The organism is Micromonospora sp. SCSIO 07396 (assembly GCF_053667945.1).
In genome coordinates this window covers 4,658,705-4,679,664 of sequence record NZ_CM132210.1, presented here as the reverse complement: position 1 = coordinate 4,679,664, position 20,960 = coordinate 4,658,705, and the positions used below count along the sequence as shown (strand labels likewise).

Below are 20,960 nucleotides of genomic sequence, written 5' to 3'. Positions count from 1 at the left end.
GCCGCCGGCCCGGGGCGGAACTGTCCATGATCTCGCTGGTCAGCGCGGTGGCCCGAGTTTCCCCGCAGCCCACCGGGCCACTACAGTCGCAGGAATGCCGGAGATGGTGCAGCCCCAGGTGCAGCTGATCGCGTGGACCCAGTTCCAGGCCCCCGACGACGTGCCGTGGTCGACCGACGCCGAGGGCGGCCAGGCGCTCGCCGAGTTCGCCGGCCGGGCCTGCTACCAGAGCTGGAAGAAGCCGAACCCGGCGACCGCCACCAACGCCGGCTACCTGGCGCACATCCTGGAGGTCGGGCACCTGTCGGTGTTGGAACACGGCAGCGTGACGTTCTACTTCACCGGGGTGTCCCGCTCGTTCACCCACGAGCTGATCCGGCACCGGCACTTCTCCTACTCCCAGCTCTCCCAGCGCTACGTCCCGGAGCGGGACGCGGCGATGGTCGAGCCGGCGGTGATCGCCGACGACCCGGAGCTGCACAAGCGGTTCGTCGAGGCCGCCGAGGCGAGCGTGCGGGCGTACACCGAGCTGTTGGAGGGGTTGGAGCAGCGGTTCGCCGACGAGCCAAACCCGACGCTGCGCCGCAAGCAGGCCCGGCAGGCGGCGCGGGCGGTGCTGCCCAACGCCACCGAGACCCGGATCGTGGTCACCGGCAACTACCGCGCCTGGCGGCACTTCATCGGGATGCGGGCCACCGAGCACGCCGACGTGGAGATCCGTGAGCTGGCCGTGGAGTGTCTGCGGCAGCTCCAGCGGGTCGCCCCGAACGTCTTCGCCGACTTCGTCGTCTCGACGCTGCCCGACGGCACCGAGGTGGCGACCAGCCCGCACGCACAGCTGTCCTGAGCCCTTCCCCACCGGCTGTCCGGTGCTCGTCCGCTAGGTTGTGAGCATGACGCACGACCACCCTGCCGCCCCCGACCGGGGCGTGTCGCGCCCGTTCGGGCGACTGCTCACCGCGATGGCGACCCCGTTCACCGCCGACGGCTCCCTTGATCTCGACGGCGCCGTCCGGCTGGCGACCCACCTGGTCGACGAGCAGGGCAACGACGCGCTGGTGCTCAACGGCACCACCGGCGAGTCGCCCACCACCTCGGACGCGGAGAAGGAGACGCTGATCCGGGCGGTGGTCGAGGCGATCGGTGACCGGGCGCAGATCGTGGCCGGTGTCGGCACCAACGACACCCGGCACACCATCGAGCTGGCCGCCGCGGCCGAGAAGGCCGGCGCGCACGGCCTGCTGGTGGTGACCCCCTACTACAGCAGGCCGCCGCAGCGGGGGCTGGTGGCGCACTTCACCGCCGTCGCCGACGGCACCGGCCTGCCGATCATGATGTACGACATCCCGCACCGCGCCGGGGTGCCGATCGAGACCGAGACGCTGGTGCGGCTCGCCGCACACGAGCGGATCGTCGCGGTCAAGGACGCCAAGGGCGACCTGACCGCCACCGGCTGGGTGACCAGCCGTACCGACCTCGCCTTCTACAGCGGCGAGGACTCGCTCACCCTGCCCACCCTGGCGGTCGGCGGGGTCGGGCTGGTCGGCACGTCGACCCACTTCACCGGCGCGCTCGCCAAGCAGATGATCGAGGCGTACGACGCGGGTGACACCGGCACGGCGCTGGCCCTGCACCGGCGGCTGCTGCCGCTGTTCACCGGGATCTTCCGCAGCCCGGGCACCATCCTGGTGAAGGCGGGCCTGAACGTACTGGGCCTGCCCGCCGGTCCGGTGCGTCCGCCGTTGGTGGACGCCACCGACGACGAACTGGCCCTGCTGCGCGCGGACTGCGCGGCGGCGGGCCTGGACCTGCCCGAATGATCGAACGACACGACGGACGCCGGGTTACGGCGTCGCAGAATGAGGTGGACGCGTGACCGAGGCGCAATTCGAGGGTGAACTGCCCCCGCCGCTGCCCGAGGGCGGGCTGCGGATCATCCCGCTCGGCGGACTCGGTGCCATCGGCCGGAACATGACAGTCTTCGAGTACGACGGCAAGCTGCTGATCGTCGACTGCGGGGTGCTCTTCCCCGACGTGGAGCAGCCCGGGGTGGATCTGATCCTGCCCGACTTCGGGCCGATCCTGGACCGGCTGGCCGACGTGCAGGCGATCGTGCTGACCCACGGTCACGAGGACCACATCGGCGCGGTGCCGTACCTGCTCGCCCACAAGCCGGACATCCCCCTGGTCGGCTCCCAGTTCACCCTCGCCCTGGTCGAGGCGAAGCTGGCCGAGCGGCGGATCCAGCCCTACACGCTGACCGTCCGCGAGGGCGGCCGGGAGCGGCTGGGGCCGTTCGAGTGCGAGTTCTTCGCGGTCAACCACTCGATCCCGGACGCCCTGGCGGTGGCCGTGCGTACCCCGGCCGGCCTGGTGCTGCACACCGGTGACTTCAAGATGGACCAACTGCCGCTGGACGGCCGGATCACCGACCTGGCCGGCTTCGCCCGGCTCGGCGCGGAGGGTGTCGACCTGCTCCTGTCGGACTCCACCAACGCCGAGATCCCCGGTTTCGTCACCCCGGAGCGGGAGATCGGGCCGGTGCTCGACTCGATCTTCGCGAAGGCGAAGGGGCGGATCATCGTCGCCTCGTTCGCCTCGCACGTGCACCGGGTGCAGCAGGTCTTCGACTCGGCGCTGGAGCACGGCCGCAAGGTGGCGCTGATCGGCCGGTCGATGGTCCGCAACATGGGCATCGCCCGCGATCTGGGCCTGCTCAACATCCCGGCCGGTCTGGTGATCGGGATCGAGGAGGCCACCACGCTGCCGCCCGACCAGATCGTGCTGATGTCCACCGGGTCGCAGGGCGAGCCGATGAGCGCCCTGGGCCGGATGGCCAGCGGCGACCACCGGCACATCACCATCGCCCCCGGCGACACGGTCGTGCTCGCCTCGTCGCTGGTCCCCGGCAACGAGACCTCGGTCTACCGGGTGATCAACCGGCTGGCCCGGGCCGGCGCGGTGGTGGTGCACAAGGACGTCGCCAAGGTGCACGTCTCCGGGCACGCCCCCGCCGGTGAACTGCTCTACCTGCTCAACGTGGTGCGCCCGAGCAACCTGATGCCGGTACACGGCGAGTGGCGGCACCTGCGGGCGCACGCCCGCCTCGGCATCGAGTCCGGGGTCGCCCCGGACCGGGTGGTGATCTGCGAGGACGGCGACGTCGTCGACCTGGTCGAGGGCCGGGCCAGCGTGGTCGGGCACGTGAAGAGCCGGTACGTCTACGTCGACGGCCTGGCCGTGGGCGACGTCAGCGAGTCGCTGCTCACCGAGCGGCGGATCCTCGGCGACGGCGGTTTCATCGCCACCACCGTCGTCGTCGACTCGGTCACCGGCAAGGTGGTCGCCGGCCCGACCCTGTCGGCGAAGGGCTTCTCCGAGGACCCGGCCGCGTTCAACCCGGTGATCCCGCTGGTCACCGAGGCGCTGAACCGGGCCGCCGCGGACGGCGTCACCGACCCGCACCAGCTCCAGCAGATCGTCAGGCGCACCGTGGGGCGCTGGGTCAACGACGCGTACCGCCGCCGCCCGATGATCGTCCCGACCGTCGTCGAGGTCTGAGCGGCTTCCCCCCACCCGGACGCTGCGGGCCGGCCACCGTCGTCACGACGGTGGCCGGCCCGTTGTGCGGTGGGCTCAGCGGTGGCGCAGGGTGGCCACGATCAGGTTGGGGTCGGTCGCCGTGACGTAGGCGGCGCTGGCCACCAGGACCGTGCGCCCGCGTACGGCCACCGAGGTGGGGTTCTGGAGCCCGTCGGCACCGGTCAACAGGGTCCTGGTCCGCCCGTCGTGGTCGATGCCGACCACCGTGTTGGGCCCGTTGAGGGCGGCGACGACCCGGCCGTCGGCGGTGAACGCGAAGTCGTCGATGCCGACCAGTCCGGTCGCCCTGACCTCGACGGCTCCCGGGCGGCCCTGCCGCAGCGGAATCCGCAGCAGGGTGCCCTGGTCCAGGTTGGTCACCCAGACCGCGCCGCCGCGCACCTTGACCCCGTTGACGCCGAGGAAGCCCGTCGCGGCGAGGGCGGACGCCGACGACCAGATCCGGGCCGGGCCGCCGGCCAACGGCACCGTGGAGATGGTGCCGAGCACCGAGTCGGTCAGGTAGAACGTCCGGCCCGTCGGGTCGAGCGCCAGCCCGTTGGGCAGCCCGGTGGCGGGCAACGCGGCGATCCGTCGGGGCGGCTGACCGGGCGTCAACCGGTAGAGGCCGGTGCTGGCGGCGTCGCCGCTGGCGTACAGGAAGTACAGGGTGCCGTCGCCGGTCCGGACGATCCCGGTGGTCAGGGCGAAGCCGAGCACCGGGGTGTGCACGCCGCCGTCGGCGGGGGCGGGCAGGGTGGCCAGCACCCGGGTCCGGCCCGCCGGGTCGACGGCGACGACCTGCCGGGCCGCCGCGAAGGTGAGGTAGGCGGTGCCGTCCGGGGCCCACACGATGTTCTCCGGCAGCTGTCCCGTCGTCGGGTCGAAGTGGACCGCGATCCGGGCCGGCAGGGTCGACGGGCCGGTGGCGGCCGGGACGGTTCCCGACGGGCCGGCGACCGCCGGTGCCATCTGCGTCGCCGGTGCGGCCAGGACGCCGACTGCCGCGACGGCCACCGCGAGGGTACGGATTCTTCTGCGCATGGTTCGTCCTTCGTAGGTGTGCGGACCCGCCGATCGGGTCCGGTGTCGGGCACGGACGGCCGGACGCCCCGTGCGGAGCGCCGTCGTCGCGTGGTGTCGGGCAGCGCCGACCCCCGCCGGACCACACGGTCCGGTGGCGGGCCCGGCGCGGCCGGGTGGGACGGCGGCACCCTGTCGACGCCGCCGGGATCGGGAGTGGAGGGTCAGCCGGGCAGCGGTTGCCGGGCGGTGGCGCGGCCGGTGACCGTGGTGTGCACCAGCAGGGTCATCGCCGCCTGCGACGGGGAACCCGGTGCGGTGGTGGCGACGACGACCGTCTGGTCGTCCTCGGTGCGCAGGTTCTGCTGGGTGACGGTCAGCGTGCCGACCAGCGGGTGCCGCATCGCGTACGTGGCGGTGCCGCCGGCCTTGACCCGGTGGTCGGCCCACCGGGCGGCGAACTCGGCGCTGCCCACCGCCAGTTCGCCCACCAGCGCGGCCAGCAGCGGATCCGTCGGGTGCTGCCCGGAGGCCATCCGCAGGGTCGCCACCACAGCCCGCGCCTTGGCCGGCCAGTCGACGTACAGCTCACGGGTGTGCGCGTCGAGGAAGACCAGCCGGGCCATGTTGGGTCGCCGGTCCGGCCGGTGCACCGTGTCGGGTTCCAGGTGACCGGCGAACAGGGCGTGGCCGGCGGTGTTCCAGGCCAGCACGTCGAGCCGCCGGCCGAGCACCAGCACGGGCACGTCCCCCAACGCGGCGACCAGGTCGTGCACCGCGGCGTCGACCCGTTCCGGCGGGGGCCGGCGGACGGCCGGGCGACGGGGGCCGGCGGCCAGCCCGGACAGGTGGCGGCGTTCCGCGGCGTCGAGCCGCAGCGCCCGGCTGAGCGCGTCCAGCACCTCGGGTGAGGCGTTCGTGGCCTGCCCCTGTTCCAGCCGCGCGTAGTAGGAGGCGCTCACCCCGGCGAGCAGGGCCAGTTCCTCCCGGCGCAGCCCCGGCACCCGCCGTCGGCCGCCGTAGGTGGGCACCCCGGCCTCCTGGGGGCTGAGCCGGGAGCGTCGGGAGCGGAGGAACTCGCCGAGTTGTCGTCGCGCCTGCATGGCTCCCAGTATCGGCAGCGGCCACCCGGCCAACCACACCCTGCGGGGGACAGGCAGCGCGGGAATGCGTGACCCGACGGTCACCGTACGTCGATAACTGTGGATCGGCTCATCCGTTCGCGGGCCGGCTGCGTACCTCCGTCCGGTGGGCGTACCCCGCGTCGGCCGAAAGGAGCATGGCGGATGGACCGCAGACGGATGACAGCGATCGGCGTCGTGCTGGCGGCAGCGGGACTGACGGCGGCGGTGACCCTGCCGTCGTTCGCCGGTGACCAGGGCGCGCCCCGGGCCGGGGGCACCGACGCCCGCGCGGCCGGTGGGCCGGCCCCCGAGGTGGTGGACGCGCTCAGCCGTGACCTGCGGATCAGCCGGGACCAGGCGGTCCGGCGGTTGACCGCGGAGCAGCAGGCGACGGCCCGGTTGGCCGGGCTGCGGGCGGCCCTCGGCAGCGACTACGGCGGGGCCTGGCTCAGCGGCGACGGGTCCACCCTCAACGTGGCGGTCGCCGACCCCGCCCAGGCCGACCGGGTCCGGGCCGCCGGTGCGGTGCCGAAGCCGGTCGACCGGGCCGTCAGCGAGCTGGACGCGGCGAAGACCCGGCTCGACGCGGTGGGCGGGCAGGCGTCCCCGGCCATCACCGGCTGGTACGTCGACGTCGCCAGCAACTCCGTGGTGGTGCTCGCCCAGCCGGGTGCCGAGGCGCGGGCCCGCCGGTGGGCGGCGGGCAGCGGGGCCCCGGCGGACGCGGTGCGGGTCACCACCTCCCGGGAGCAGCCGCGACCGCTGTTCGACCTGGTCGGCGGTGACCCGTTCTTCATCAACGACGTCGGCCGCTGTTCGATCGGCTTCTCCGTGGTGGGCGGGTTCGTCACCGCCGGACACTGTGGCCGGGTCGGTGACCGCACCACCGGGTTCAACCAGGCCCGGCAGGGGGTGTTCGCGGCGTCGTCGTTCCCGCGTGACGACTGGGCGTTCGTGCGCACCAACGGCCAGTGGACCCCGCAGGGGGTGGTCAGCGACTTCAACGGCGGTACGGTGCCGGTCAACGGCTCCGTCGAGGTGCCGCCCGGCGCGTCGATCTGCCGTTCCGGCTCGACCACCGGGGCCCGGTGCGGCGTCGTCCAGGCCCGCAACGCCACCGTCAACTATCCAGAGGGGACGGTGACCGGCCTGACCCGGACCGACGTCTGCGCCGAACCGGGCGACTCCGGTGGCTCGTGGATCGCCGGTGACCAGGCGCAGGGCGTCACCTCCGGCGGCTCCGGTGACTGCACCGTCGGCGGCGTCACGTTCTTCCAGCCGGTCAACGAGATCCTCCAGCGCAACAACCTGACCCTGGTCACCGCGAACGGCGGCCAGCAGGCGACGCGACGCGGCAGGTAACCGCCCCGCGCCCCGGTACCGCGGCCCCCGACCTCCACCGCCCGGAGGTCGGGGGCCGCTCCCGTCTCCGTCGGCCGGTGGCGGTCAGGGCAGGGCGGCGACCGCGGCGGCGTACGCGACGCCGGTGCTCACCGCCGCGTCGACCAGGATGCCGAGCTGCGCCGGGGCCACCCCGTGCGCCAGGTCGGTGGTGACGTCGCCGGCCAGCACCAGCTCACCGCCGGGCAGCTCGTGCACGTACGCCTTCGGCAGCAGCCGGTCGTGGTTCCACGCGTTGCAGAACTCGTACGCCTCGGCGAGCCGACCCGCCGCCAGCCGCCGGGCCGCCACCACCCGGGCGTGCAGGATCTCCCCGTCCCGGCCCAGCAGGCGGAACTGCACGACCGCCTCGTCCCAGCGGCCGACCACCACACCACCGGCGTCGACGGCGTACACGTCGCCCCGGGTGTCCAGCACGGCGGTGAGCTGCGAAAGGCTCAGCGGGGCCGGCTCCTCGGCCGAGGGCAGGAACGGTTCGTCGGCCGGGTCCTCGACGCTCTCCGGCGTCGGCAGGGGCACCGGGTCGCCGGTCGGCCGTTCGGCCAGCAAGGCGGCGATCCGGCCGGCGTGGTGCCCGGTGCCGTTGCGGGCGTCGAAGCTGCCCGCCAGCCGGGTCGCCTCGGCCAGCAGGTCGACGCCGAGGGTCGCCACGTCCAGGTCGGCGGCGGGCCGGTCGGCGTGGCCGGGGCGGCGGATCCGGCGGGCGTCGCGGCCGGACTCGGCGGCGAGCGTGCAGACCAGCGCCCCGGCGGCGGCGAACTCCAGCGCCGACAGGTCGTCGTAGGGGTGGTCCAGCCGGGGCAGCTGCTCGGCGAGGAGGTCCAGCGCCCGGTCCGGGTGCCCGGCCAGCGCGCAGAACCGCAACTGCGCGGCCAGGTACGGCAGCGCCGCGCGTTCCCGCCGGTGCCGCCGGTACGCCCGCAGGTGCGCCGTCGCGGCCCGACCGGCCGCCCCGGTGCGCAGCCACGGCAGCAGCCCCACCGCGAGGGCCCGTTCCGGCTGGTCGGTGCAGTCGACCCCGGCGTCGAGCGCGGGACGCAGCGCCGCCAACGCGGCCCGGTCGTCGCCCCAGCCGGCGAGCAGTTCGGCGCGGCGTACGGCCAGGCAGGCGGGGCAGCCGGCCTCCGGGTCCGGCGCGGCGGCCGTCCACCTGTCGTACCACAGGCGGGCGGTGGGCTCGTCGCCGGTGTGGTCGGCGAGCCGGCAGCGCAGCTGGGCGACCACGCCGGCCTCCGCGCCGACCCGGTGGGCCAGCGCGTCGAGCAGGGCGTTGGCCTGGTCCAGCCCGATCCGGGGGGTGCCGATGGCGGCCTCCACCGCCTGGCGCAGGTGCCGGCGCAGCAGTTCCGCGTCACCGGGGCGGGCGTCGAGCAGGTCGGGGGACCGGTCCACGGCGGCCAGCAGGCGGCGTACCGGCTCGATGATCCGCCACCGGCCACCGTGCCGCAGGTATGCCGCCACCAGCGCGAACCGGGCGTCCAGGGCGGAATGCGGGTCGCCGAGCGCGTCGGCGCGGGCGGCAATCCGGTCGAGTTCGGCCAGCCGGGCCTCCCCGTCGGGCAGGTCCCCGGCGTCGGCGAACGCGGCGGCCAGGCCCGGGTCGCGCGGCGCGGGCGGCCCGTCCGCCCCGGGAGTGAACCCGCCGGTCATCCGGGCGTCCGGCCGGGTAGCTGGCCGACGGCGGCGGCGAGCTGGCAGCCGGCGGTGATGCCGCAGTCGAGCAACCGGTCGAGCTGGTGCGGGGTGACCCCGCGTTCCAGGTCGGTGATCACCTCGCCGCAGACCTGGGCCCGGCCGTCGTCGTCGACGTGCACGAACGCCTTCGGCCAGAACCGCTCGTGGTTCCACCCGTTGCAGAAGGCGTAGAGCGCCGGGACGTGTTCGATGTCGAAGGTCGCCGCCGTCAGGGTGCGGACCTGGAGCAGCTCGCCCTGGCCGCCCTGGCGCAGGAACCAGATCAGGCTGTCGTCCCAGCGGCCCACCAGGTCCCCGTCCCCGTCGGCGACCACGACGTACCTCCGGGTGCCCAGCACGGCGGCGACCAGCTCGGTGGTCAGCGGACGCAGGGCCTGCGGGTCACCCGCCAGGGGGTCGGGACGGTCCGCGAAAGCAGGCGACGCCATCGGGCATCCCTTCTGAGGCGAATAACACGTCTGCGGGCGTGGTCCGTGCTGCGACGCGCGGACACGACCCGGAAAAGCGGCGGTCTGCCGGGTCACGCCGTTACGGTGACTCTATGGCGGGCCGTACCTCTCAGGCGAGCCGGCGACGCGGCGCGTCGCCGCGCGGCACCACGAACAGTCGTGCCCGTCAGCCGGCGAAGAAGACCACCCGGGCGACGGCCCGGCGGCGACCGGCCCCCCGGCCCGCTCCGGCGGCGTACGTGGGCCGGGCCATCGGGGCACTGTGGATGGGCCTGGCGCACGGGGTCGGCTGGGGCTTCCGGGCCGCCGGCCGGCAGGCCGCCTCCGCCCGGGAGCTGGACCCGGAACACCGCCGCGACGGTGCCGGCCTGCTGCTGTTCGGGCTGGCCATCCTGAGCGCGGTGGCGATCTGGTTCTCCGGCGCCGGCCCGTTCGGCGCGCGGCTGGCCGACACCGTACGCCTGTTCCTGGGCGCGATCGCGGTGGTGGTGCCGGTGCTGCTGATGATCGGCGCGTGGCGGCTGATGCGGACCCCGGTGGACCTGGAGCACCGGGGCCGGGGCCTGGTCGGCTGGGGCTCCATGCTGGTCGCCACGGCGGCGATGCTGCACATCGGACAGAATCCGGTCGACCCGGTGCAGCGTGACTACGCCGGTGGCCTCGTCGGCGCCGGCATCGGTAACCTGCTGGAGCGGGCGGTGACCGCCTGGGTGGCGATGCCGCTGCTGATCCTGCTGCTCGTCTTCGGCCTGCTGGTGGTGACCGCCACCCCGATCAACAAGATCCCGGAGCGGCTCGGGCTGCTCGCCGGCACGCTGGTCGCCCCGCCCGAGGCCCCGACGGAGGAGGACGCGGAGCCGACGGAGGCCGTCGCGAAGCCGGCCCGTAAACGCCCGGCCCGCAAGGCTGCGCCCCCGCCGCCCGACCCGGACGACTTCGACGACGTCGGCCCGGAGGTCGACCTCCAGGAGACGATCGTGCTGCCCCGCCGGCCGGCGAGCCGGGTGCCGGCCAGCCGCAAGCCGGTGGAGCCGCCTGAGCACTCCGCCCCGCCCACCCGCGCCGAGCAGCTCGCGCTGACCGGGCTGGCCGGCGACTACGTGCTGCCGCCGGCCAACATGCTCACCGGTGGCGCGGCCCCGAAGACCCGCAGCAAGGCCAACGACGAGGTGATCGCCGCACTGACCGGCGTCTTCGACCAGTTCGGGGTGGACGCCGAGGTCACCGGCTTCACCCGGGGCCCCACCGTCACCCGGTACGAGGTCGAGCTGGGGCACGGGGTCAAGGTCGAGCGGATCACCCAGCTCTCCCGCAACATCGCGTACGCGGTGAAGTCACCCGACGTGCGCATCCTCAGCCCCATCCCGGGCAAGAGCGCGGTCGGGGTGGAGATCCCCAACACCGACCCGGAGAACGTCGCCCTCGGTGACGTGCTGCGCTCCCGGGCCGCCACCAGCGACCACCATCCGATGGTGGTGGCCCTCGGCAAGGACATCGAGGGCGGTTTCGTGGTGGCCAACCTCGCGAAGATGCCGCACATCCTGATCGCCGGTGCCACCGGCGCGGGCAAGTCGAGCTGCCTCAACACCCTGCTGGTGTCCATCCTGACCCGGGCCACGCCGGACGAGGTGCGGCTGCTGCTGATCGACCCCAAGCGGGTCGAGATGACCGGCTACGAGGGCATCCCGCACCTGGTCACCCCGATCGTGACCAACGCCAAGAAGGCGGCCGACTCGCTGGAGTGGGTCGTGCGCGAGATGGATATGCGCTACGACGACCTCGCCGCCAACGGGGTCCGGCACATCGACGACTTCAACCGCAAGGTGCGCAACGGCGAGATCAAGGCCCCGCCGGGCAGCGAGCGGGAGATGCGGCCGTACCCGTACCTGCTGGTGATCGTGGACGAGCTGGCCGACCTGATGATGGTCGCCCCGCGCGACGTGGAGGACTCGGTCGTCCGGATCACCCAGCTCGCCCGCGCCGCCGGCATCCACCTGGTGCTGGCCACCCAGCGGCCGAGCGTCGACGTGGTGACCGGTCTGATCAAGGCGAACGTGCCGTCGCGGCTGGCGTTCGCCACCTCGTCGCTGGCCGACTCCCGGGTCATCCTCGACCAGCCGGGCGCGGAGAAGCTGCTCGGCCGGGGCGACGGGCTGTTCCTGCCGATGGGCGCGTCGAAGCCGGTCCGGATCCAGGGCGCCTGGGTGACCGAGCGCGAGATCGCCGACGTGGTGAAGTTCTGCAAGGACCAGCGCGAGCCGGAGTTCCGCTCCGACGTGCTGGCCCCGGCGCAGGACAGCAAGAAGAAGATCGACGAGGACATCGGGGACGACCTGGACCTGCTGGTGCAGGCGGTGGAGCTGGTGGTGACCTCGCAGTTCGGTTCGACCTCGATGCTCCAACGCAAGCTGCGGGTCGGCTTCGCCAAGGCGGGCCGGTTGATGGACCTGATGGAGACCCGGGGGGTGGTCGGCCCGTCCGAGGGCTCCAAGGCCCGCGACGTGCTGGTCAAGCCGGACGAGCTGGAAGAGGTGCTGGTCGGCCTGCGCGGCGACGTGGACTGACCCGGGACGTGCGACGGGCCCGCCGGATCTCCGGCGGGCCCGTTCGCGCGGGTGGGTCAGGTCAGCTGTTCATCATGGCGCTGATCAGCACGAGGCTCAGGACGATGGCGGCCACGTTCGCGGCGGCGGCGTACCAGCCCAGCGGCTTGTCGCCGAGCACCGCTCCGACGATGCCGAGCGCCAGGCCGATGATGCCGAAGATGACCGGCGCGATCAGCAGCGCGACGACGGCGAAGACGAACGCCAGGATGGTGCAGATGCGGGCGGCGTTGGTACGCGGGCGGGCGGGGGCGTGGGTGTCGGCCATGACGTCCTCCGTGGTCGGGGGCTGGTTGCTGTGGTGATCGATCACTACCCACACCGGACGGAAACTACGCACCGGGCGGCGATGCGGTGCCGGCGCGGGAATTCCGGTCGATCCGGGGCCGGACGGTATGACAGGGTCACCCGATGCCGGCATCCCGTCGTGACCTGCTGCGGTCGCAGTTCGAGCTGACCTGGTCCCTGTTCGAGTACCACCTGGAACGTCTGGAGCCGGCGGACCTGCTCTGGGAGCCGGCACCGCACTGCTGGACGATGCGCCCGGCTGCCGACGGTGGATGGGTGCCGGACTGGGCGGACGTCGAGCCCGACCCGGTCCCGGTCCCGACGATCGGCTGGATCACCTGGCACATCGGCTGGTGGTGGACGGTCGCCGTGGACCATGCGCGGGGGCGTCGGCCGCGGGAGCGTACCGAGATCGACTGGCCCGGTGACCGGGACCGGACGGTGGCATGGCTGGGCGACCTGCGTACCGCGTGGTTGGCGGTGTTGGACCAGCTCGGCGACGCCGATCTCGACGCGACCGCGTCGTTCCCGTGGCGGGACGACCCGGCGTACACCGTGGCCCACATGGTCGCCTGGGTGAACGCCGAGCTGATGAAGAACGTCGCCGAGATCGGCCAACTCCGGCTGCTGCGGCACGCGGGCGACGCGCCCTGACCCGGGCGGTTCCCCGGGCCCGCTCAGTGGAAGAGCTTGAGGCCGACCACGCCGGCCACCACCAGCAGCAGGCTGAGCAGCCGGGGCAGGCTCGTCGACTCGCCGAGGGCGACCATGCCGACCACGGCGGTGCCGACCGCCCCGATGCCGACCCAGACCGCGTAGCCGGTGCCGACGGGGATGTCGCGCAGCGCGTACGCCAGGCCCGCCATGCTGGCGACCAGGGTGACCGCGAAGACGGCCGAGGGTAGCGGCCGGGTGAACCCGGCGCTGCGGTCGAGGGAGACCGCCCACGCGGTCTCCAGGAGTCCGGAGAGCACCAGCACGATCCAGGCCATCGGGCATCACCTCGGGGGTGCGGGTCCCGGGCCGTCGGCCGGGGACGAGTCGGTCAGGTACGGGGCGTCTTGGCCTGACCGGGTACGCCCGCGACTCGTCCGGGGTGGCCGCGCGGGCCACCACGACCGACGCTAGCACCGCCGGCCGCCGAGGTGGGGTGATCCTCCCCACCACACCTTGAGTTGAAGTCAGCTTGAGGTCGCAGCATGGGGAGCATGACGCTGCTCTTCGACGACCGGCAGGTCGCCGCCACCCTGGACGCGCCGACCACCGTCGCGGCGATGCGGGACGCCCTGCTGGCCGCCCACGCCGGCCGGCTCGTCGCGCCACCCCGGGCCTCCGCACCGCTGGCCGGCGGGCGGATGGTGCTCACCGCCGGGCAGCTCACCGACGAGTGGTACGGCTTCCGCTCGTACGACACCCTCGGCCACCCGGCCGGCGAGCAACTGGTGGTGCTGCACGACGCCCGGACGGGCGCGGTACGGGCCATCGCCGTCGGCGCGGAGCTGGGCTCCCGTCGTACCGGTGGGCTGGGCGCGGTGGCCGTCGACGCGCTGGCCCGCCCGGACGCCGCCACCCTGGGCGTGATCGGCTCCGGCGGTCAGGCGTGGACGCAGGTGTGGGCGACCGCCGCCGTCCGGCCCCTGCGTGAGGTGACCGTGCACAGCCGCTCGGTGGCCCGCCGCGAGGCGTTCGCCGCCCGGGTCCGCGCCGAGCTGGGGATACCCGCCCGCGCCGTCGGCTGCGCCGCCGAGGCGGTCCGCGACCGGGACCTGGTGGTGCTCGCCACCACCAGCGTCACCCCGGTGCTGGCCGCCGCCGACCTCGCCCCGGGCACCCACGTCAACACCGTCGGCTTCAAGCAGGTGCACCGGCACGAGTTCGGCACCGACCTGCTCGACGCCGCCGACGTGCTGGTCACCGACTCGCCGGCCCAGGCGGCGGCGTACGACCCGCCGATGCTGACCGCCGTCGGGCCGTACCCGGGCAGGTTGCGTGACCTGGGGGCGGTGCTGGCCGGTGCGGTCCCCGGCCGCACCGGCGCGGACCAGGTGTCGGTGTTCTGCTCCACCGGCCTGGCCGGCACCGAGGTCGCCCTGCTGGACCGGCTGGTCCGGGTGGGTGCGACGCCGGTCTGACCGCCGGAGTGTCGGCTGCGGCGGGCGGGTGCACCATGATCAGATTGCAATTCTGGCGAGTGTTCCCGGCGTGTCGTGCGCATTTTCGTCATTTGATCAACGATGGGCCGGGCGGCGGGGTGAACCGGCCGACACCGCACGCCGCCGTCGATCGGGCCCGCTCCCGCGCCCGGTACCCTCGGATGGTGTCCGCCACCCCCACGCCTGACAACGCCGGCCCGTCGCGGCCCGCCCCGCAGCCGTCGCCCGCCGACGGCCGCCGGGTCGCCCTGCTGACCCTGGGCTGCGCCCGCAACGAGGTCGACTCGGAGGAGTTGGCCGCCCGGCTGCACGCCGACGGCTGGCAGGTCACCACCGACGGCGAGGGTGCCGACGTGGTGGTCGTCAACACCTGCGGGTTCGTGGAGAAGGCCAAGCAGGACTCGATCCAGACGCTGCTCGCCGCCGCCGACACCGGGGCGAAGGTGGTCGCCGCCGGTTGCATGGCCGAACGGTACGGCCGGGAGCTGGCCGACAGCCTCCCCGAGGCGCAGGCGGTGCTCAGCTTCGACGACTACCCCGACATCGCCGCCCGGCTCGACTCGGTGCTGGCCGGCGAGGCGATCGGCGCGCACACCCCCCGGGACCGCCGCGAACTGCTGCCGCTCACCCCGGTCAACCGGCGCGAGTCGGCGGTGTCGCTGCCCGGCCACGGCACCCCCACCCGGGCGACGATGGAGACCGACGAACACACCCCCGCGCACCTGCGGCAGGTGCTGCGTCGTCGGCTCGACACCGGCCCGGTGGCCTCGCTGAAGCTGGCCAGCGGCTGCGACCGGCGGTGCGCGTTCTGCGCGATCCCCGCGTTCCGGGGCGCGTTCGTCTCGCGTACCCCCGACGAGCTGCTGGCCGAGGCGGAGTGGCTGGCCAAGACCGGCGTCCGCGAGCTGGTGCTGGTCAGCGAGAACTCCACCTCGTACGGCAAGGACCTGGGCGACCCGCGGGCGCTGGAGAAGCTGCTGCCGCAGCTCGCCGCGATCGACGGCATCGTCCGGGTGCGGGCCAGCTACCTCCAGCCCGCCGAGACCCGGCCCGGCCTGGTCGAGGCGATCGCCACCACTCCCGGCGTGGCCGCCTACTTCGACCTGTCGTTCCAGCACTCCAGCGAGCCGGTGCTGCGCCGGATGCGCCGGTTCGGCTCCACCGACCGGTTCCTGGAGCTGCTGGCCAGCGCCCGCGCCCTGGCTCCGGAGGCGGGCGCGCGGAGCAACTTCATCGTCGGCTTCCCCGGCGAGACCCGGCAGGACGTGGCCGAGCTGACCCGCTTCCTGACCGAGGCTCGGCTCGACGCGATCGGCGTGTTCGACTACAGCGACGAGGACGGCACCGAGGCCGCCGGGCTGCCCGGCAAGCTCTCCGCCGCCACCGTCAAGCGCCGCTACGACCGGCTCGCCGCGCTCGCCGACGAGTTGTGCTCGCAGCGGGCCGAGGAGCGGCTCGGCAGCACCGTGGAGGTGCTCGTCGACACGGTCGACGACGGCGTGGTGGAGGGCCGGGCGGCGCACCAGGCCCCCGAGGTTGACGGCTCGACCACCCTGGTCGCCCCGGTCGGCGGCGGGGTCGACCTGGCCGCGTTGCGCCCCGGCGACCTGGTCCGGGCCACGGTCACCGCGACCGAGGGCGTCGACCTGGTGGCCGTGCCGGATGAGATGATCTCGGCGGCGCCCGGCGCGGAACGGTGACGGTGGGCCCGGACGGAGCGGGGGAGCCAGGTGGGGCGGTGCCAGGTGGGCCTCGACGGCCGGAGCGGGGCGCGGCGGTGACCGGGGCGGCGGAGTCCGCGCCGCCGGTGGCCCGGGTGCCGGTGCTCAACGCGGCCAACGGCCTGACCCTGCTGCGGCTGGTGCTGGTGCCGGTCTTCGCCGCGTCGGTGGTCGCCTCCGGCATGACCCACACCGGGTGGCGGATCGCCGCCTGCCTGATCTTCGCGTTCGCCTCGATGACCGACCTGGTGGACGGCTGGATCGCCCGCCGCTTCGGCCTGGTCACCTCGGTCGGCAAGGTGGCCGACCCGATCGCCGACAAGGCGCTCACCGGCGCGGCCCTGGTGCTGCTGTCCGTCTACGACCGGCTGCCCTGGTGGGTGACGGTGCTGATCCTCGTCCGCGAGCTGGGCATCACCGGGCTGCGGTTCTGGGTGATCCGGCACGGCGTGATCGCCGCCAGCCGGGGCGGCAAGCTCAAGACGGCGTTGCAGATCCTGGCCATCGCCTGGTATCTGTGGCCGATGCCGGCGGCCCTGGTCGCCGTCGGGCCCTGGATCATGGCCGCCGCCGTGCTGGTCACCGTGGTCACCGGCTTCGACTACGTCGCCCAGGCCCTGCGCCTGCGCCGCCCCCGCTCCTGACCGGGGCTTCCCCACCTCACTCACCTCACGCGCCGTGCGGCCCGCGCGCAGCCGGCGTCAATCCCCGGCCGGCCACCGTCGGCTCCCGGCCCGTGCCGGAATCCCGGGTCCGCGGGACGGCTGTCCCTGCCGGCCGGGACGTCCCGCCCCGCAGAGTCGTCACCGCACCGGCCCCCTGCGGCCCGGTGTGGCGTCGGCCCGGTCGGATCGACGCCCGGTGACGGCGGGCGCGGTCGCGTCCGGTGGCGGGAGGAGCAGCGGTGGGGACAGCGACGAGACATGCCCGGGGGCGGTCCCCGGGCGGCGGGTGGCGCAGCCGCCGGCTGTGGGCGGCGGGGCTGACGGCGGTGCTGGCGGTCACCATGCACCAGACCCCGGCCCGTGCCGCCGACCCGGTGCCGTTCGACGAGCAGGCGGTGCACGGGGCGCTGTTCGGGGCGGTGGTGCAGTTGCGCGACGCCGGGGCGGCCGGGCTGAAGGACGCCCTGCTCACGGCCGAGCTGCTGGATTGGCGTACCAGCCAGCCGGGTGCCGACGCGACGCAGGTGGCCGGGCACGTGGCCACCACCCGGGCGGTCGCCGACGCGGCGGTCGGCGACGCACGGGCCGAGGACCGGTCCCGGTTCGCGGTGGCGATGGCGGTGCTGGCCCGGCTCGGCGAGTCCAGCGGCGCGGTGACCACCGGCCCGGCGGTGCGGGCCTTCCTGGCCAGCACGGTCGGCGCGGAGGGCGCGAACGTGGTGCCGGACGCGTTGAACCTGGTCCGGGGCGGCTACCAGGACGCGGCGTGGAACGCCCGTTCCCGGGACCTGGTCCAGGACACCTGGCGGGAGCTGCACCGCCGGGCCGCCACCGACGACGCGCTCGCCACCGGCTGGGACAGCGCGTTCGCCGGGCGCACCGGCACCGGGGTGCGTACCCCGGTCGACGGGTTGCTGGCCGCGCGGATCCACGAGCCGCGCGCCGACGGCAACACCGGCACCCTCGGCTACTACGTGCCGCTGTCCGCGATCCGCGACGTCCGCGGTGACGCGACCGCCTTCAAGGCGCTGGTGCAGGAGCGGGCGTACGCGACGCTGAAGGTGCTCGACACCGACGGCAACAACCGGATCACCGAGGTGGTCGGCTACGCCACCACGTACCCGCTCAACCAGGACCCGAAGCCCAGCCAGGCGGTCATCGACGCGGAGAAGGCGAAGACCGAGTCGAACCGCAAGATCTTCGAGGGCCTCGGGTCCACCGTCACGGTGCTGTCCACCCTGGTCGGCTTCGTCGACAAGAAGTTCGGCAAGCAGCTGGAGACCATCGGCAAGGCCGTGGTGACCTCGGTGACCGCGATCAACACGTACGTGACGACGGTGCTCGGGCAGGGGCTGACCATGGCCGCGACGGCGATGGGCACGGCGGTGCTGACCGGTAACCTGCTCGGCGCGGCGGTGAGCCTGATCGGCCTGTTCGCCGGGGGCGGTGACCCGAACGCCGCGATCCAGGCGGAGATCGGCAAGCTGCGCCAGCAGATCGACCGGCTGGCCAAGGGGATCGACAAGCGGTTCGACCGGATCGAGTCGGCGCTCAAGGAGATGTACGCCGGACTGGTCGCCCAGCTCGACGCGCTCACCAAGGGCCTCGACGAGGTACGCGCCAACCTGGGCCGGATCGCCACCCAGTTGCAGACCATCGAACGCAAGGTCGACTCGATGGCGCTCGCCACCCACGTGGCCCTGGAGAACATCGCCAAGAGCCAGCTCAACCAGGTGATCACCACGTACGTGCACCACAAGGAGATCACCGGGCAGCCGATCCCGGACTACCTGGGCACCTACTTCCCGAAGGCCGAGTCGCCGACCTTCACCTTCGCCACCGTCAACGCCGCCGACGAGGGCACCTTCACCGCGCCGGCCGGCACCAGCCTCGCCGACCCGGTCAGCGTGCTCGACACCCACCTGCCCGCCGGCTCGATCAACTACCTGGGCCAGTGGGCGCGTAACCGGGTCGGCGGCACCTGGACGGTCGGCCCGGTCGCCAACGCCGCCGCCTGGTCCACCGCCGCCCGGGTCTACAACATCCTGCAACTGGAGAACCCGCAGTTCGCCGCGCAGGTGGCCGCCGGGCGGGGCGACGCCGTCGCCGAGGCCGGACGGACCATCAACGAGCGGGTCCGGCAGTTCAGCCAGCCGACCGCCGACGGCGGCACCAACCCGTTGTTCACCGCGCTGATGGCCGACTACCGCACCGCGGTCGCCGGCTGGAACGCCCAGGTGGAGAACGTCCGCAAGGCGGTGGTCTGGAACGGCAGCGACACCCTGCCGGTGCACGACATGTGGGGCAGCCCGGACCAGGAACTCCCGGCGGCGAACCGGATTCCCGAGACCGAGTCGATCGGCGGGTGCGGCCCGAGCCGGGTCAGCCGGCCGACCCCGTCGACGGTACGCCGCAGCAACCTGCCCAACGCGTTCCACCTGGCCCACCACGCCATGCCCCCGGGGCACGCCCCGACGTTCTCCACCTGCTACGACGCGAACTTCGTCAACGTGGAGGAGCACGAGGGGCCCCGGTTCCAGACCACCACCGGCGACCTCCAGATCACCCTGCGGTCGCGGGTGAAGTGGGCCGGCGGGGACTGGCAGGAGGTGCAGACCGCCACCCGCGTGTTCCCCATCGGCACGTTCTGCTCGTGGGACGTCCGGTCGCCGATCCCGCAGGGCTACTGCTACGACGAGAACAAGTACCTCACCGAGCGGTGGCCGGGGACGTACAAGCCGGCGTTCGAGTCGGCGGCGATCCCGGTCGTCGCCACCCAGGCGACGTCCGCCCGCAGCAAGGCCGCCGCGATGCTGTCCGGCCGGCAGAAGTACTTCTACCGGGTGATGCGGGCCGGCACCGGGCCGAACCCGCCGAGCAGCGACACCTGGGAGGTGTCCCGGGTGCTCTGGCAGAAGGGCAAGGCGGTCTCCGACGCGCTGCGGCTGTTGCAGGCGTACACCGAGCTGGGCTGGGGCACCGCGCTGGAACTCGACGACAGCCTCGCCGGCCTGCTCTTCGGCGGCCAGGGGTTGCCCGCCGACTACAGCCGCCCGCGCAGCGACGGCGACCAGTCGCCCCACCAGCACCTGCGCAACGCGATGACGCAGGCGGTGGCCAACTACGCCGACTGCGTCCAGACGTTCGACTGGAACCCGTGCGACGGGGAGCGGTCGGGCTTCGACCCGCTGCGTGACCAGGGCCAGTACGGTGCCGGCTGCGTCCAGGCCAGCGTGCCGGACAAGCCGCGTGACCCGCTGAGCGCCTGCCTGGCCAGCGCGGCGTTCGTCCGGGTCGGTCAGCTCGGCCAGCGCTACGACCACTGGTCGTCCCGGGTGCGTTCCGGCGGGCACACCGAGGGGCTGCCGGAGGTGACCGCGGCGACCGACATGACCCGGGCGACCACGGTGAGCGTGCACCCGGCGGGCTGACCGCGCGTCGACCGGGAAGGGCCCCGTCGGCCCGAGCGGGTGGGACCCTTCCCCCGCCCGCCGGGCCGGCCGGGGCCCTTCCCCCGTCGCCGGCCGGGGCCCCTCCCGCGTGTCCGGTCGGGCCCTTACCGCGCTTCCCGGGCCGGGGCCGCCGTCCGATCGGTCCCGCCGGGCCGGGACATCCGACCCGGGTCGGCGGGACAGCCGGCGGGTGACGATGGCGCGACCGTCCACCCCGCCGGCCCGCCCGGCGGTGCCACTGTGGACTGTCGACCACCTACGCTGCGGCGGACGGGTGCCGGGCGACCGGTCCCGCCGTCCAGGTACGGCACCCGAGGAGTGATCATGACCCTGACCGCTGGCGACGACCGACGGATCGTGCTGATCGCGGCCGACGACACGTTCTGCCACGTCTACCAGGACCTGTCCGACCTGCTGTCGACCGCCGACCACGGCGAGAAGCTCGCCGGGGCCGTCGAGTTCTTCGACGTCACCGGGAGGCGGCTGCACCCGGTCTACTCCGCCGACTGGCGGCTGGAGGCCCTCGACGCCGGCACCGCCCCGGCGCAGCCCGAGGCCGTCAGGCAGCGGTTGACCGCGGTGCTCGCCCACGTGGCGCAGTACGTCCGCAGCCACCCGGACGTGCTCGCCCGCTCCCGGATCACCCTGGAGCAGGCCCTGGCCCAACTGCCCCGGCTGGACGGCCCGGACCTGCCGCACGACATCGGCACCCTGCCCGACCACCTCGAACACGACACCGGCAACTGGCTGCACAACGCCATGCACGCCGCCGGCTGGGCCGACTGACCCAGCCGCTCCCGCCAC

General features: G+C 73.9%; 17 protein-coding genes and 1 riboswitch. Of the genes, 11 read left to right on the top strand and 6 right to left on the bottom strand.

The window, feature by feature from the left end:
• Nucleotides 1-103: 103 nt before the first annotated feature.
• The 3 genes from thyX to ACWCHM_RS19985 are packed head-to-tail and all read left to right on the top strand — an operon-like array spanning nt 104 to nt 3,561.
• Nucleotides 104-847 (top strand): FAD-dependent thymidylate synthase, encoded by a 744-nt coding sequence (gene thyX / locus ACWCHM_RS19995; protein ID WP_204957321.1) that lies wholly within the window; start codon nt 104-106, stop codon nt 845-847.
• Nucleotides 848-893: 46 nt separating this feature from the next.
• On the top strand, nt 894-1,820 hold the full coding sequence (dapA, locus tag ACWCHM_RS19990) for a 4-hydroxy-tetrahydrodipicolinate synthase (RefSeq protein ID WP_204956944.1): 927 nt from the start codon (nt 894-896) through the stop codon (nt 1,818-1,820).
• Between the two features lie 52 nt (nt 1,821-1,872).
• Nucleotides 1,873-3,561, top strand: a complete 1,689-nt coding sequence (locus ACWCHM_RS19985; protein WP_357685152.1) for a ribonuclease J — start codon at nt 1,873-1,875, stop codon at nt 3,559-3,561.
• A 75-nt stretch (nt 3,562-3,636) separates the two neighbouring features.
• On the opposite strand, the gene ACWCHM_RS19980 is transcribed toward ACWCHM_RS19985, so the two are convergent.
• The gene (locus ACWCHM_RS19980; protein WP_454219348.1) at nt 3,637-4,626 is read right to left on the bottom strand and encodes an SMP-30/gluconolactonase/LRE family protein; all 990 of its coding nucleotides are present in this window, start codon (nt 4,624-4,626) and stop codon (nt 3,637-3,639) included.
• Between the two features lie 203 nt (nt 4,627-4,829).
• Nucleotides 4,830-5,708 carry a helix-turn-helix domain-containing protein gene (locus tag ACWCHM_RS19975; RefSeq protein ID WP_454219347.1) on the bottom strand — a complete coding sequence of 293 codons (879 nt, stop codon included), beginning with the start codon at nt 5,706-5,708 and terminating at the stop codon, nt 4,830-4,832.
• A gap of 183 nt (nt 5,709-5,891) precedes the next feature.
• On the opposite strand from ACWCHM_RS19975, the gene ACWCHM_RS19970 reads away from it, so the two are divergent.
• On the top strand, nt 5,892-7,091 hold the full coding sequence (locus tag ACWCHM_RS19970) for a S1 family peptidase (RefSeq protein WP_454219346.1): 1,200 nt from the start codon (nt 5,892-5,894) through the stop codon (nt 7,089-7,091).
• Nucleotides 7,092-7,175: 84 nt separating this feature from the next.
• Here the strand turns inward: ACWCHM_RS19970 and ACWCHM_RS19965 are convergent, their stop codons facing one another.
• Nucleotides 7,176-8,780, bottom strand: coding sequence for a YbjN domain-containing protein (locus ACWCHM_RS19965; protein ID WP_454219345.1), 1,605 nt, complete (start codon nt 8,778-8,780; stop codon nt 7,176-7,178).
• Nucleotides 8,777-9,253, bottom strand: a complete 477-nt coding sequence (locus ACWCHM_RS19960; protein WP_454219343.1) for a YbjN domain-containing protein — start codon at nt 9,251-9,253, stop codon at nt 8,777-8,779. Before ACWCHM_RS19960 ends, ACWCHM_RS19965 begins: the two co-directional genes overlap by 4 nt.
• Nucleotides 9,254-9,366: 113 nt before the next feature.
• On the opposite strand from ACWCHM_RS19960, the gene ACWCHM_RS19955 reads away from it, so the two are divergent.
• On the top strand, nt 9,367-11,838 hold the full coding sequence (locus ACWCHM_RS19955) for a DNA translocase FtsK 4TM domain-containing protein (RefSeq protein ID WP_454219341.1): 2,472 nt from the start codon (nt 9,367-9,369) through the stop codon (nt 11,836-11,838).
• Nucleotides 11,839-11,899: 61 nt separating this feature from the next.
• Here ACWCHM_RS19955 and ACWCHM_RS19950 read toward each other — a convergent pair whose 3' ends face one another.
• Nucleotides 11,900-12,145: a hypothetical protein gene (locus tag ACWCHM_RS19950; RefSeq protein ID WP_281899691.1), complete on the bottom strand. Its 246-nt coding sequence runs from the start codon at nt 12,143-12,145 to the stop codon at nt 11,900-11,902.
• A 143-nt stretch (nt 12,146-12,288) separates the two neighbouring features.
• Here ACWCHM_RS19950 and ACWCHM_RS19945 point away from each other — a divergent pair, with 143 nt between their 5' ends.
• Nucleotides 12,289-12,819 (top strand): DinB family protein, encoded by a 531-nt coding sequence (locus tag ACWCHM_RS19945; protein ID WP_454219338.1) that lies wholly within the window; start codon nt 12,289-12,291, stop codon nt 12,817-12,819.
• Nucleotides 12,820-12,842: 23 nt separating this feature from the next.
• Here the strand turns inward: ACWCHM_RS19945 and ACWCHM_RS19940 are convergent, their stop codons facing one another.
• Complete coding sequence (locus tag ACWCHM_RS19940) at nt 12,843-13,157, bottom strand: DMT family transporter (RefSeq protein ID WP_204923907.1); 315 nt, start codon at nt 13,155-13,157, stop codon at nt 12,843-12,845.
• A gap of 58 nt (nt 13,158-13,215) precedes the next feature.
• Nucleotides 13,216-13,282: riboswitch (guanidine-III (ykkC-III) riboswitch) on the bottom strand.
• A gap of 91 nt (nt 13,283-13,373) precedes the next feature.
• On the opposite strand from ACWCHM_RS19940, the gene ACWCHM_RS19935 reads away from it, so the two are divergent.
• From ACWCHM_RS19935 to ACWCHM_RS19915, 5 genes are all read left to right on the top strand, one after another.
• The gene (locus tag ACWCHM_RS19935; RefSeq protein ID WP_454223119.1) at nt 13,374-14,297 is read left to right on the top strand and encodes an ornithine cyclodeaminase family protein; all 924 of its coding nucleotides are present in this window, start codon (nt 13,374-13,376) and stop codon (nt 14,295-14,297) included.
• A gap of 182 nt (nt 14,298-14,479) precedes the next feature.
• Nucleotides 14,480-16,018: a 30S ribosomal protein S12 methylthiotransferase RimO gene (gene rimO, locus ACWCHM_RS19930; protein WP_454219336.1), complete on the top strand. Its 1,539-nt coding sequence runs from the start codon at nt 14,480-14,482 to the stop codon at nt 16,016-16,018.
• 77 nt (nt 16,019-16,095) lie between these two features.
• Nucleotides 16,096-16,683 carry a CDP-diacylglycerol--glycerol-3-phosphate 3-phosphatidyltransferase gene (gene pgsA, locus ACWCHM_RS19925; protein WP_454223118.1) on the top strand — a complete coding sequence of 196 codons (588 nt, stop codon included), beginning with the start codon at nt 16,096-16,098 and terminating at the stop codon, nt 16,681-16,683.
• A 260-nt stretch (nt 16,684-16,943) separates the two neighbouring features.
• Nucleotides 16,944-20,135: a hypothetical protein gene (locus tag ACWCHM_RS19920; RefSeq protein ID WP_454219335.1), complete on the top strand. Its 3,192-nt coding sequence runs from the start codon at nt 16,944-16,946 to the stop codon at nt 20,133-20,135.
• Nucleotides 20,136-20,480: 345 nt separating this feature from the next.
• A complete protein-coding gene (locus ACWCHM_RS19915) occupies nt 20,481-20,942 on the top strand; it encodes a hypothetical protein (RefSeq protein ID WP_454219334.1) in 462 nt (153 codons plus the stop codon).
• Nucleotides 20,943-20,960 lie beyond the last annotated feature (18 nt).

Bases quoted from the DNA above. Each gene is read 5' to 3' on its own strand.
- thyX (WP_204957321.1), top strand. From the start codon at position 104: ATGGTGCAGCCCCAGGTGCAGCTGATCGCGTGGACCCAGTTCCAGGCC.
- dapA (WP_204956944.1), top strand. From the start codon at position 894: ATGACGCACGACCACCCTGCCGCCCCCGACCGGGGCGTGTCGCGCCCG.
- ACWCHM_RS19980 (WP_454219348.1), bottom strand. From the start codon at position 4,626: ATGCGCAGAAGAATCCGTACCCTCGCGGTGGCCGTCGCGGCAGTCGGC.
- ACWCHM_RS19975 (WP_454219347.1), bottom strand. From the start codon at position 5,708: ATGCAGGCGCGACGACAACTCGGCGAGTTCCTCCGCTCCCGACGCTCC.
- ACWCHM_RS19970 (WP_454219346.1), top strand. From the start codon at position 5,892: ATGGACCGCAGACGGATGACAGCGATCGGCGTCGTGCTGGCGGCAGCG.
- ACWCHM_RS19965 (WP_454219345.1), bottom strand. From the start codon at position 8,780: ATGACCGGCGGGTTCACTCCCGGGGCGGACGGGCCGCCCGCGCCGCGC.
- ACWCHM_RS19960 (WP_454219343.1), bottom strand. From the start codon at position 9,253: ATGGCGTCGCCTGCTTTCGCGGACCGTCCCGACCCCCTGGCGGGTGAC.
- ACWCHM_RS19955 (WP_454219341.1), top strand. From the start codon at position 9,367: ATGGCGGGCCGTACCTCTCAGGCGAGCCGGCGACGCGGCGCGTCGCCG.
- ACWCHM_RS19950 (WP_281899691.1), bottom strand. From the start codon at position 12,145: ATGGCCGACACCCACGCCCCCGCCCGCCCGCGTACCAACGCCGCCCGC.
- ACWCHM_RS19945 (WP_454219338.1), top strand. From the start codon at position 12,289: ATGCCGGCATCCCGTCGTGACCTGCTGCGGTCGCAGTTCGAGCTGACC.
- ACWCHM_RS19940 (WP_204923907.1), bottom strand. From the start codon at position 13,157: ATGGCCTGGATCGTGCTGGTGCTCTCCGGACTCCTGGAGACCGCGTGG.
- ACWCHM_RS19935 (WP_454223119.1), top strand. From the start codon at position 13,374: ATGACGCTGCTCTTCGACGACCGGCAGGTCGCCGCCACCCTGGACGCG.
- rimO (WP_454219336.1), top strand. From the start codon at position 14,480: ATGGTGTCCGCCACCCCCACGCCTGACAACGCCGGCCCGTCGCGGCCC.
- ACWCHM_RS19915 (WP_454219334.1), top strand. From the start codon at position 20,481: ATGACCCTGACCGCTGGCGACGACCGACGGATCGTGCTGATCGCGGCC.